Origin of the sequence: Klebsiella sp. M5al, assembly GCF_002090195.1 — a bacterium.
In the GTDB taxonomy this organism is placed as follows: domain Bacteria; phylum Pseudomonadota; class Gammaproteobacteria; order Enterobacterales; family Enterobacteriaceae; genus Klebsiella; species Klebsiella grimontii.
In genome coordinates, this window is the sequence record NZ_CP020657.1 from 1,396,521 (window position 1) to 1,408,513 (window position 11,993).

Below are 11,993 nucleotides of genomic sequence, written 5' to 3' on the forward strand. Positions count from 1 at the left end.
GCTGACACGTCAGAAAGACAAAATTGAACGGCAATTTTATAAAAACATCTCATATGCATCACGGATGATGGTTTTTGACGGGCTGGCTCCAGCCCGTCGATATTTTATTAGATGATTTTCCTTAGACGAAAGCTCTCCTTCTGCTCCGTAAGACTATGCCATAGCGGCTGCAATGTAGTAAACGCGCTGCGTAGTTCCTCATCCGAAAGGGTAAAGGGCAAACGCAAATAGCGATCAAACGCGCCGGCCAGACCAAAGCGTGTGCCCGTCCCGATGTGAATTCCGCGGCTTTCAGCGCGAACGGAAAAGAGCGTCGCCAGCATGCCGGGTAATTCAACCCAAAAAGAGAGCCCCCCTTCCGGCGGAGTGAAGCGCCAGTGGGGAAAATATTCCGCCATCAGCGCCCCGCACATATCCCGGCGGGTCGCCAGCATGGCGCGGCGTGACGGCAGCAGCCCTTTCTCATTCTCAAGCAACCAGCAGCAGGCCAGCTGTTCCAGCAGCGGGGAACCGAGATCGAGAGAGTCGCGCGCCTGAACCAGCGAGGCAATGGTTCGTGAAGAGGCGCGGATCCAGCCTATGCGCAGGCCTCCCCAAAAGCTTTTTCCTGCCGAGCCGATGGTTATTACCGGGGCATCGGGATTAAACGCCGCTAAAGGCGGCGGCGGCGGGGCGTCGTACCATAAATCCACCATCGTTTCGTCTACCACCAGCGTGGTGCGGGTTTGCGCGGCGATATCTGCTACCCGCTGGCGCGTGGCGCTATCCATACAGCGGCCGGTAGGATTATGAAAATCCGGCATCAGCCACGCCAGGCGCGGCGCCGTTTGGGCGATCGTTGCCGCCAAACCGTCGCAATCCCATCCCTGCTGCGGTAACGCAACGCTAACCGGACGGCATGATGCGCCCTGAATCGCGCTAAGCGCCATGGGGTAAGTTGGCGCATCCACCACCACCCGATCGCCGGGCCCGGTGAATAAACGCAGAACCAGCGCAAAGCCGCTAAGCGCCCCGTTGACGATCATCACCTCATCGCTGCGGGTTGGCAGCCCGCGTTCGCTATAGCGGCGGGCGATAGCTTCGCGCAGCAGCGCTAGCCCTTGTTGATCGTAACCGGTATTGGATAAATGCTCAGGCATGATCTTCAGAGCCTGGCTGTAGGCCTGATGGATCTCAGGTCCGGCGCTCAGGGCGGCAACGGCCAAATTCACCGAGAGCGGGTCCGGTTTTTGGGCTGACGCTTCCACCGGACGCTCCGGCAGGGCGATCCGCGAACCGCTTCCCTGGCGGCTATAGAGATAGCCCTCCTCCCGCAGCTGCCCGAGCGCGCTGGCAACCGTGGTGCGGCTGATATTCAGGGCTGCCGCCAGTTCACGCTCGCCCGGCAGGCGAGTTTCCAGCGCGAGGCGGCCATCGAGGATAAGCAGGCGCAGCGCTTCCGCCAGCTGACGCCAGATAGGCGTACGAGAGGTGGACTCCTGCCAGTTGCCGAGCAGCCGTACCAGCGATTGTGAACCAAAGCGACGAGATGACATAGCAATCCACTTTTTAAAAACTGGCCATTAATTATCAATCCATTTTTGCTGATGATGAGGGAAATCGCAATTGTCCTGAGGTGAAAAATGGTACGTCGCTTGCTGCAACTTTACATTGGTCTGGTCCTGTACGGCGTGTCGACCGCGTTATTTGTTCACGCCAATCTGGGGGCAGACCCGTGGGATGTTTTTCATTTAGGGATCGGCAAACAGTTTAATCTGGATTTCGGTACGGTCATGATCCTGACGGGAGCGGCAGTACTGCTGCTGTGGATCCCGCTACGGCAAATGCCGGGGCTGGGGACGGTAAGCAACGTCATTGTGCTGGGGCTGGCGGCAAACGCGACTCTGGCCGTGCTGCCGCCGTTAGATTCGCTGGTGGCGCGTAGCCTGCTTTTGGGTGGGGCTATCGTACTGAATGCGCTGGCGACGGGGATGTATATTGGCGCGGGTTTCGGTCCCGGGCCGCGCGATGGGTTGATGACCGGCCTGCATGCCCGTACGGGATGGTCGCTGCGCGGTATTCGCACCGCGATTGAAGTTTCGGTTCTGCTGATTGGCTGGATGATGGGCAGCAAGTTTGGCGTGGGAACCGTACTCTACGCGTTAACTATCGGCCCGCTGATCCAGCTGTGCCTGCCGTGGTTCCATCAGCCGGCCGCGCGTAAGGCTCTGGCGAAACCCGGTGAGGCTATTTCCTGATTTTACGCTGCCATCAGGCCTGGCGACTAAACTTATCAATTCAGATACGGCCGGATTCTCCGGTCGTACTGTTCACTTCGGAGAGCAGACTCATGAAGTATGTTGATGGTTTTGTCGTTGCCGTACCGGCGGAAAATAAGGAGGCATACCGCGAGATGGCAGCAAAGGCCGCGCCATTATTTAAAGAGTTTGGCGCATTACGCGTGGTCGAGTGCTGGGCGGATGATGTCCCGGATGGCAAGCTGACCGATTTTCGCATGGCGGTGAAAGCTGAGGAGGGTGAAGAGGTGGTATTCAGCTGGATTGAGTATCCCTCTAAAGAGGCTCGCGATGCCGCCAATGCCAAAATGATGGCCGACCCGCGAATGAAAGAGTTTGGCGATAATATGCCCTTTGATGGAAAACGAATGATATACGGCGGCTTTGCTCCGCTCCTGGATGAGTAATTCATCTTTGCCATCCCCATTGTTTGTGGGGATGGCGATAGACGCGTTACAGATGACTCCAGCCATGCAGCAGCATATACAAGCCCACCACCATAATCAGGGTGCCGGAAATCCACGGCGCTTTGCGCGAGAGATCATTCAGCCCAGGCCAACGGTTGGCTACGTGCTTCAGGCTCAGCGCGGCAATTGCGCCGGAAGCCACCAGAGTGAGTGCCAGCCCAACGCTAAACCCCAGCACCAGGGTTGCGCCCAGCGAGAACTTTTTCAACTGCAGGCAAATAAGCAGCACGGTTATTGACGCCGGACAGGGAATGAGCCCCCCCGTCAGTCCAAACAAGACGATCTGCCCGGTCGTGACCCGTTGCCCGTTAAAGCGGCGATTGATCTCTTGCGCATGCGCGCGCTGATGGGCGTCCTGCCAGTCATCGGCGGCAACCAGCGGAGGTTGATGAACGTGGGGATGATGTTCATGCGGGTGGTGGTGGTGTTCATGATTATGCTCATGCTCATGCTCATGCTCATGCTCATGGTGATGTGAACGAGATTCGTGCCAGGTACGCCACAGCATCCAGCAGGCAATCAGTACGATAAGGATCCCTGAGAACAGTTGAAACCAGGGTTCCGACGTTTGCGCATTCCAGCCGCGGCCAAACCACAGGCCTGCCATGGCCACCAGCCAGACCACCGCCGTATGCGACACCGTCGCCGCCAGCCCCAGCAGCACCGCCTGCTTCAGGGTTCCGCGGACAGCTACGATAAACGCCGCCATCATGGTTTTTGAATGCCCGGGCTCAAGGCCGTGCAGGGCGCCCAGCAGAATAGCGCTGGGAATAAATAGCCAGGCATTGCCCTGCTGCAGGAGTGAAGCGAAATCGGTCATAACGTGATCTCTAACCTAAAGTGTTGATATGCTACTCCCCCCCAGTACATAAATACTACCCCCCAGTAGAAAAATACTCCGGGGGAGTAGAGCATGTTATGCTGTTCTCATTGTGTATCGTGGTCGTTAGTCAAAACGATCGATTAATCAAATAGTGGATCGCGTAATGTCACATACCGTTCGTCACAAGAAGATGTTATTGACCCGATTGAAGAAAATTCAGGGACAAAGCGCCGCGCTGGAAAAAATGCTAAACCGCGAACATGAATGCGCCGAGGTTTTACAGCAGCTGGCTGCGATTCGCGGTGCGGTAAACGGCATGATGATGCAGGTTATCCAGGGGCATTTAACGGATCACGTCGTTAAAGAGCCGGAGGAGGGCCAGCGCGAAGCTGACCTTGATGTAGTAATGCAGGTAATAAAATCCTATCTGAAATAGGCTCAAAGGTGAGCGACCACGGAGGGCGCCGAATCCGCCTTCAGGTTATTCTCCGCCCACAGGATAAATTTCTCTTTTGGCAGCGCCTTACTATAAAGCCAGCCCTGGGCATACTGCACGCCATGCATACGTAGCCAGTCGCGCTGGCTTTCGGTTTCGACGCCTTCTGCGACGGTCGTCAGATTGAGCGCTTTCGCCATTTCAATAATGTGCGGCGTCAGCAGTTCATACTCCAGCGTATCGACAAACGATTTATCGATTTTCAGGGTGTCTACGTCCAGTTTTTGTAAATAGCTCAGGCTGGAGTAGCCGGTGCCGAAGTCATCGATGGAAATACGGTGTCCGGCCTGACGATAGCCGGCGAGCACCGGCAAAGTGGTTTGCGGGTCGACAAAACCGCGCTCGGTGATTTCCAGAATGATCTGCTGAGCGCTGATGCCCCAAAGCTGAAGCTGCTCTTGCAACAGGAGCGGCAGCTTTGGCGAGCGCAAATCATCGACCGATAGGTTTATCGAGATGTGTATCTCCGGACGCCGGCGCAGCCAGGTACCGAGATCGGCAAAAATTTTCCGTACAATATCTTCGGTTAAGCGGGTAATCAGCCCGGTTTGTTCGGCAAGCGGAATAAAAATATCCGGCGATAAGAAACTCCCATCGGGCTGCCTCCAGCGAGCAAGCGCCTCCGCACCGACGATCTTTCCACTCTGCAACGAAATAATAGGCTGGTAATAGACCTGGATGGCATGGGAATTCAGCGCATCCAGCATCCCATTACGCGGCGAGCGCAGCCTGCGCAGCAGGCGAAGCAGCAGAAATGAGGCCAGAAGGCTGGTGAACAAACCAATCGGCAGCCACAGCATCAGCTGCTGATGTAGCTTATTCTGCAGCGGCACCGTCGAGGACCAGGTGGCGATAGCCAACCCCAGTTCCGGGATACGATGGAGACGATAAACGGTACTATCGAGGGTTAAGGTTTCGGCATCCAGATGCTTAATTTTCTCCCAGACGGCAGCGCTGAGCGGTTTACTGCTGATAATGATTTGATCGCGCTTCGTGCCAAATAAAAGCGTGTGAATTTCTTCATGACCTAACGGAATGACATCGATAAACGACACCGGATCGATCATCACCACGTGATGTTCGCTGCCCATGGCCGTCATTTTATGTTTCAGTCCCAGGTCGCTAACCGACGTGAGCCAGGTACGGTAGCCATCGGCAGTGAGATGGTCGGGAGCGGGAAAGGTGACCGACACCTGGTGCTCTTCAAGAGAGGAGCACTGCGGAATACCCTCGCGTAGCCACAGCACTTCCTGAATGTAGCGGTGGGTATAGGCGATCCGTCGCATAGTGAGCAGATGCTCCGGGCTGCAGGTCGTGGCCGTATGCGCATCTGCTTCTTTCAGCGCCTCTCTTGCCTGATCGGCAACCTGCTGAACGCGCGCCAGCACGCGGACGGAAAAGTTGTCCAGCTCACTATAAAACTGCTCTTTGGCCTGCTGCGTCGCCAGCCAGATGCTCAGTATGACCGGCAAGATAATGGCGAGTATCAATACCCCTGTAACCAGACTCACCTGATGCCGGGTCGTCATGAGTATTTCCTTATTTTATGGAGGGGTTCGATGAGTATACGCGAAAGATAAAAGAGGATTCACCACGGGGTAGAAAAAGGCCCGAACCGCAAGATAGCAACGAATTCGGGCTAACAGTGGATGAACCACGACGCTCAAGGCATGAAGCGTCGCGGAGAAAAACGAGGGCAGGTATGCTGGCAATAAGCGTTGTCAGCACAGATTCATATTCTAAAGCGCAATCATGACAATCAGATGTTGCGTTTAATGAGCGTCCGGCGCGGCGATGTCGGCGCTAATCCGCAGGTCATTTTCGTCGAAGACCATGCAGTAGCGATCGTCGAACGCGACGCTGATTTTCTGCCAGGGACGGAAATGAACGTCGCCGGGCAGCAGAATTTTGACGTTATCGTGGCCGTAGCACTGGCCGAACAGATAGGTGTTGTTACCCAGTCTCTCGACGACTTCACATTGAAACTCAACCACGGTACCGATATTCACATCGGTTGAGAGATGTTCAGGACGAATACCGAGGGTAACGGCAGCGCCGGGCTGCAGCGGCGATGTGGTGATATTGAGCGTCAGATTGTGATCTTGCGCCATCTTGACGCTAAGCTGGCCCGGCTGCCATGCGGTGACCGTCGCGGGCAGGAAGTTCATTTTCGGCGAACCGATAAATCCCGCAACGAACTTATTGACCGGGTTGTAATACAGCGACATCGGCGAACCCATCTGCTCAACTTTGCCGTAGTTCATCACCACGATTTTATCGGCCAGCGTCATCGCTTCAACCTGATCGTGGGTAACATAAACCATGGTGGTTTTGAGTTCATGATGCAGTTTAGCAATATGCAGGCGCATCTCAACGCGCAGCTCGGCATCAAGGTTGGAGAGGGGTTCATCAAACATAAACACCCGTGGATTACGCACGATGGCGCGACCGATCGCCACGCGCTGGCGCTGGCCGCCGGAGAGCTGCTTAGGTTTGCGATCCAGCAGATGAGAGAGCTGCAGCGTTTTTGCCACCATTTCAACCTGGCGGCGAATTTCATCTTTTGGCACTTTATTCACCTTCAGGCCATAGCCCATATTTTCCGCTACCGTCATATGCGGATAGAGCGCATAGGACTGGAATACCATGGCGACGCCGCGATGGGCGGGAACGACGTCGTTCATGACCTCATCGCCTATCAGTACTTCACCTTCGCTCACCTCTTCGAGACCGGCAATCATTCGCAGCAGCGTTGATTTGCCGCAGCCTGACGGACCGACGAAAACCGCAAATTCGCCATCTTCAATATCAAGGTTTACCTGATGCAGCGTCACTGTACTGCCGAACCGTTTGGTGACATTCCTCAGTCGTATATTGGACATCAACATTCCCCGGGTTAGTAGCCGTTTTTGCCGTTGGGATTTGGGCTATGACGCGCTATTTGTATAACGTGTAACAAATCAGCCGAGCGATGCTCAACGACACTAAAATCATGTAGTGACTATAACTTCCAGAGTTTTAGCACCCTATATCGATGTTTCATTTCTGCAATCATGATCACACAACTGGCAGCTTTCAGTAGTTTTGTCAGCATTCAAAGCGTACCGTATAACAAATCAGGAATAACGGCATATTTGTTTATGAATCACCGTTTATCAGTTAACTGAAAGATTTTCGGAAGTCACATCGCCCAATAAAAACCATTAAATTGTTATACCTTCACATGAGGTTGATAATGAAAAAGAACACTCTTGCTGCACTGATCCTTACTACTCTGGCTGCCGGGCAGTTGGTGAGCCTGCAGGCGCACGCGGCCGGACAGCTCAACGTCTGGGAAGACATCAAAAAATCCGACGGCATTAAGGCCGCGGTAAATGATTTTGAAAAGCAGTTCAACGTTAAGGTGAACGTGCAGGAAATGCCGTATGCCCAGCAGTTGGAAAAGCTGCGCCTTGATGGCCCGGCGGGCATTGGCCCGGACGTGCTGGTGATCCCTAATGACCAGCTAGGCGGTGCGGTCGTCCAGGGGCTGCTGTCTCCCCTGACGCTGGACCAGGCGAAGCAGGAGGCCTTTACGCCGGCATCAATCAACGCTTTCCATATGGATAACGTGCTTTACGGCGTACCGAAAGCGGTGGAAACCCTGGTGCTGATTTACAACAAAGACCTGATCGACAAGCCGCTGGATAGCCTGCAGGCGTGGTTCGACTATTCGAAGAAGCAGCGCGAAGAGGGTAAGTACGGCCTGCTGGCGAAGTTTGACCAAATTTATTACAGCTGGGGCGCCATCGGTCCGATGGGCGGCTATATCTTTGGCAAAAATGATAAGGGCGGCTTCAACCCGCAGGATGTTGGCCTGAATAAGCCAGGCGCGGTCGAAGCGGTGACTTTCCTGAAAAAATTCTACACCGACAAGGTCTTCCCGGCGGGGATCCTCGGCGATAACGGGCTGAACGCCATCGACTCGCTGTTCACCGAGAAGAAAGCGGCAGCGGTGATTAACGGCCCGTGGGCTTTCCAGCCGTATGAAGCGGCAGGCATTCATTATGGCGTCGCGCCTCTGCCGACGCTGCCGGACGGCAAACCGATGAGCTCCTTCCTCGGTGTGAAAGGCTATGTGGTCTCGACGTGGAGTAAAGATAAAGCGCTGGCGCAGCAGTTTATCGAGTTCATCAACCAGCCGCAGTACGTAAAAGCGCGCTATGTCGCCACCGGGGAAATCCCGCCGCTGAAGGCCATGATTGACGATCCGCTGATTAAGAATGACGAAAAGGCCAGCGCGGTGGCGGTGCAGTCAGCGCGGGCGACGGCGATGCCGGGGATCCCGGAGATGGGCGAAGTATGGGGCCCGGCGAACGCCGCGCTGGAGCTTAGCCTGACCGGTAAACAGGAACCGAAGGCGGCGCTCGATAACGCAGAGAAGCAGATCAAGATGCAGATCGAAGCCATGCAGGCCAGCAATCAATAATCCGGTGATGTAACAGAACGGGAGGGGCATCCTCCCGTTTTCAGAAGGAGTCGTGTGTGATTATCAATCCCAGCGAAAATATTGCCGAAGCGCGCGGCGCAGGACGCCATGCGTGGTGCGGCCTGTTGCTGGCTATCGTGCCGGGTTTTGGGCAGTTTTATCACCGCCAGTGGCTGAAGGGGATCGTCTTCCTGGTGCTGCTGAGCAGTTTTATGAGTATTTTCTATGACTTTCTCAGCGAAGGCCTGTGGGGGTTATATACCTTAGGCGAGGAAGTCCCGCGGGATAACTCTATTTTCCTGCTGGCGGAAGGGATAATCAGCGTACTGATTATCGCATTCGGTGTGTTGGTCTATTTCCTCTCGCTGCGCGACGCCTGGGTTAACGGCAAAAAGCGCGATGAAGGCGTGGCGCTGAATAGCGTACGCAAGCAGTATCAGATGCTGCTCAGCGAGGGTTTCCCGTATCTGATGATCACGCCCGGCTTCATACTGCTGGTGTTTGTGGTCATCTTCCCGATCCTGTTTGGTTTTGCTATCGCCTTTACTAACTACAATCTTTACCACACGCCGCCGGCGAAGCTGGTGGATTGGGTGGGATTCAAAAACTTCATCAACATCTTCACATTATCCATCTGGCGTTCGACCTTCTTTGATGTGCTGCAGTGGACGGTGGTGTGGACGCTGCTGGCGACGACCCTGCAATGTACCGTCGGCGTGCTGCTGGCGATTCTGGTCAACCAGAAAGATCTGCGCTTTAAGCCGATGATCCGTACGATTTTCATTCTGCCGTGGGCGGTACCGGGATTCGTGACGATTCTGGTTTTTGCCGGCATGTTCAATGATTCATTCGGGGTGATTAACAACGCCATTTTGTCCTTCTTTGGCATCAGTCCTAAGGCGTGGCTGACCGACCCGTTCTGGACCAAGACGGCGCTGATCATGATGCAGACCTGGCTGGGTTTCCCGTTTGTTTTCGCCATGACCACCGGCGTCCTGCAGGCGATCCCGGACGATCTGTATGAAGCGGCCACCATGGATGGCGCCAGCGCGTTTACCCGCCTGCGGACCATTACTCTGCCGCTGGTGCTCTACTCTATTGCGCCGATCATCATCACTCAGTACACCTTCAACTTTAACAACTTCAACATCATCTACCTGTTCAACAACGGCGGGCCGGCGGTAGCGGGGTCGAATGCCGGCGGTACGGATATTCTGGTGTCGTGGATCTACAAATTGACCATGTCGTCTTCGCAATACGCTATCGCGGCGACCATCACGATCCTGCTGTCGATTTTTGTCGTCGGCCTGGCGTTGTGGCAGTTCCGCGCCACGAAATCCTTCAAAAACGACGACATGGCGTAAGGGAAGCAACATGGCTAAATCACCGAGTATTAAACGCGAAAAGTGGATTCGCTTGTCACTCACCTGGTTAGTGGTCATCTTTGTGTCGACGATGATTATTTACCCGCTGGTCTGGACGGTAGGGGCGTCGCTGAACGCCGGGAACAGTCTGCTGAGTACGTCGATTATTCCTGAAAACCTGTCGTTCCAGCATTACGCGGATCTGTTTAACGGCAATGTGAATTATCTCACCTGGTACTGGAACTCGATGAAAATCAGCTTCATGACCATGGTATTGACCTTAATCAGCGTGAGCTTCACCGCCTACGCGTTTTCGCGCTTTCGTTTCAAAGGGCGGCAGAACGGGCTGATGTTATTTCTGCTGTTGCAGATGATCCCGCAGTTCTCGGCGCTGATTGCGATCTTTGTTCTCTCTCAGCTGCTGGGGCTGATCAACAGCCATCTGGCGCTGGTGCTGATCTACGTGGGCGGCATGATCCCGATGAATACCTGGCTCATGAAAGGCTACCTGGACGCAATCCCTAAAGATCTCGATGAGTCCGCGCGGATGGATGGCGCCAGCAGCTTCCGCATCTTTTTCGAAATCATTATGCCGCTGTCGAAGCCGATTCTGGCGGTGGTGGCGCTGTTCTCGTTTACTGGCCCGCTGGGGGATTTCATCCTTTCCAGCACCATTCTGCGTACCCCGGATAAGTACACGCTGCCGATCGGCCTGTATAACCTGGTGGCGCAGAAAATGGGCGCCAGCTACACCACCTACGCGGCGGGCGCGGTGCTGATTGCCGTGCCGGTAGCGATTCTCTATCTGGCGCTACAAAAATACTTTGTTTCCGGCCTGACCTCTGGCAGTACAAAAGGATAACCCCATGAAAAGATTAACACCCGCGTGGCTTGCTGTTTCTCTGGCATGCTGTTTCTCCTCCAGTACGCTGGCAGCGGACGCGCTACAAACCAAAGCGTTTAGCAACATGCCCGCTGATTTCATTAAAGGCGCGGATATCTCCACGCTGCTGGACGCGGAAAAGCATGGCGCAAAGTTTTTTAACCACAATAATCAGCAGCAGGATCCGATCGCGATTCTGAAGGCCGACGGCGTGAACTATGTTCGCCTGCGCCTGTGGGTCGATCCAAAAGACGCCCAGGGTCAGCGCTACGGCGGCGGCGATAACGACCTGGCGGCGACGCTGGCGCTGGCGAAGCGGGCAAAAGCACAGGGGATGAAGCTGCTGCTTGATTTTCACTACAGCGATTTCTGGACCGATCCCGGCAAGCAGTTCAAGCCGAAGGCCTGGGAGAAAATGGATTATCCGCAGCTGAAAACCACCATTCATGACTACACCCGCGATACGATTGCCCGCTTTAAGCAGGAGGGCGTACTGCCGGATATGGTGCAGATCGGCAACGAGATCAACGGCGGTATGCTGTGGCCGGAAGGCAAAAGCTGGGGGCAGGGCGGCGGCGAGTTCGATCGCCTGGCGGGGCTGCTTAATGCCGCCATCGATGGCCTGAAGGAAAACCTCACCGCCGGTGAGCAGGTTAAAATTATGCTTCACCTGGCCGAAGGCACGAAAAACGACACCTTCCGCTGGTGGTTTGATGAAATCAGCAAGCGCAACGTGCCTTACGACATTATTGGTCTGTCGATGTACACCTACTGGAATGGCCCGATTAGCGCGCTGAAGGCTAATATGGATGATATCAGCAAGCGCTATAACAAAGACGTGATTGTGGTAGAGGCCGCTTATGCCTATACCCTGGAAAACTGCGACAACGCCGAAAATAGTTTCCAGGCAAAAGAGGAAAAGGATGGCGGTTATCCTGCCACCATACAGGGGCAATATAATTATATTCACGACTTAATGCAGGCCGTTGCGGACGTACCGGGCCACCGCGGTAAAGGTATTTTTTATTGGGAGCCGACGTGGATTGCCGTGCCGGGAAATACCTGGGCGACGCCTGCCGGAATGAAATATATCCACGATGAGTGGAAAGAGGGGAATGCCCGGGAAAATCAGGCGCTGTTTGATTGCCAGGGGAAAGCGTTGCCGTCGATGAAGGTATTTAATTAATTATTCAGCTTTAAACTTCAGGATGTTTAT

Annotated in this window: 11 protein-coding genes; 7 read left to right on the forward strand and 4 right to left on the reverse strand. The window is 54.6% G+C overall.

The features are described 5' to 3' along the window. Positions 1-107: 107 nt before the first annotated feature. Positions 108-1,535: a PLP-dependent aminotransferase family protein gene (locus tag BWI76_RS06660; protein ID WP_004136019.1), complete on the reverse strand. Its 1,428-nt coding sequence runs from the start codon at positions 1,533-1,535 to the stop codon at positions 108-110. A gap of 87 nt (positions 1,536-1,622) precedes the next feature. Here BWI76_RS06660 and BWI76_RS06665 point away from each other — a divergent pair, with 87 nt between their 5' ends. Together BWI76_RS06665 and BWI76_RS06670 are read left to right on the forward strand one after the other, a co-directional pair. After that, positions 1,623-2,237 (forward strand): YczE/YyaS/YitT family protein, encoded by a 615-nt coding sequence (locus tag BWI76_RS06665; RefSeq protein WP_004136021.1) that lies wholly within the window; start codon positions 1,623-1,625, stop codon positions 2,235-2,237. 92 nt (positions 2,238-2,329) lie between these two features. Further along, positions 2,330-2,683 carry a DUF1428 domain-containing protein gene (locus BWI76_RS06670; RefSeq protein ID WP_004136022.1) on the forward strand — a complete coding sequence of 118 codons (354 nt, stop codon included), beginning with the start codon at positions 2,330-2,332 and terminating at the stop codon, positions 2,681-2,683. 46 nt (positions 2,684-2,729) lie between these two features. Here the strand turns inward: BWI76_RS06670 and BWI76_RS06675 are convergent, their stop codons facing one another. Further along, positions 2,730-3,563, reverse strand: a complete 834-nt coding sequence (locus BWI76_RS06675; RefSeq protein ID WP_004136024.1) for a nickel/cobalt efflux protein RcnA — start codon at positions 3,561-3,563, stop codon at positions 2,730-2,732. A gap of 166 nt (positions 3,564-3,729) precedes the next feature. Between BWI76_RS06675 and BWI76_RS06680 the strand changes: the two genes are divergently transcribed. After that, positions 3,730-4,002, forward strand: a complete 273-nt coding sequence (locus BWI76_RS06680) for a metal-sensing transcriptional repressor (RefSeq protein ID WP_004129869.1) — start codon at positions 3,730-3,732, stop codon at positions 4,000-4,002. 2 nt (positions 4,003-4,004) lie between these two features. Here BWI76_RS06680 and BWI76_RS06685 read toward each other — a convergent pair whose 3' ends face one another. Together BWI76_RS06685 and BWI76_RS06690 are read right to left on the reverse strand one after the other, a co-directional pair. Beyond that, complete coding sequence (locus BWI76_RS06685) at positions 4,005-5,591, reverse strand: EAL domain-containing protein (RefSeq protein ID WP_004136026.1); 1,587 nt, start codon at positions 5,589-5,591, stop codon at positions 4,005-4,007. 243 nt (positions 5,592-5,834) lie between these two features. Then, positions 5,835-6,944 carry an ABC transporter ATP-binding protein gene (locus BWI76_RS06690; protein WP_004099610.1) on the reverse strand — a complete coding sequence of 370 codons (1,110 nt, stop codon included), beginning with the start codon at positions 6,942-6,944 and terminating at the stop codon, positions 5,835-5,837. Between the two features lie 353 nt (positions 6,945-7,297). Between BWI76_RS06690 and BWI76_RS06695 the strand changes: the two genes are divergently transcribed. Genes BWI76_RS06695 through BWI76_RS06710 form a run of 4 tightly spaced genes read left to right on the forward strand, consistent with a single transcriptional unit; the run spans position 7,298 to position 11,963 of the window. Next, positions 7,298-8,530, forward strand: coding sequence for a maltodextrin ABC transporter substrate-binding protein (locus BWI76_RS06695; RefSeq protein ID WP_004136030.1), 1,233 nt, complete (start codon positions 7,298-7,300; stop codon positions 8,528-8,530). 56 nt (positions 8,531-8,586) lie between these two features. Continuing rightward, positions 8,587-9,894, forward strand: coding sequence for a carbohydrate ABC transporter permease (locus BWI76_RS06700; protein ID WP_004136032.1), 1,308 nt, complete (start codon positions 8,587-8,589; stop codon positions 9,892-9,894). Positions 9,895-9,904: 10 nt separating this feature from the next. Beyond that, on the forward strand, positions 9,905-10,756 hold the full coding sequence (locus BWI76_RS06705) for a sugar ABC transporter permease (RefSeq protein ID WP_004136033.1): 852 nt from the start codon (positions 9,905-9,907) through the stop codon (positions 10,754-10,756). Between the two features lie 4 nt (positions 10,757-10,760). Beyond that, positions 10,761-11,963, forward strand: a complete 1,203-nt coding sequence (locus tag BWI76_RS06710; RefSeq protein WP_004136035.1) for an arabinogalactan endo-beta-1,4-galactanase — start codon at positions 10,761-10,763, stop codon at positions 11,961-11,963. Positions 11,964-11,993 lie beyond the last annotated feature (30 nt).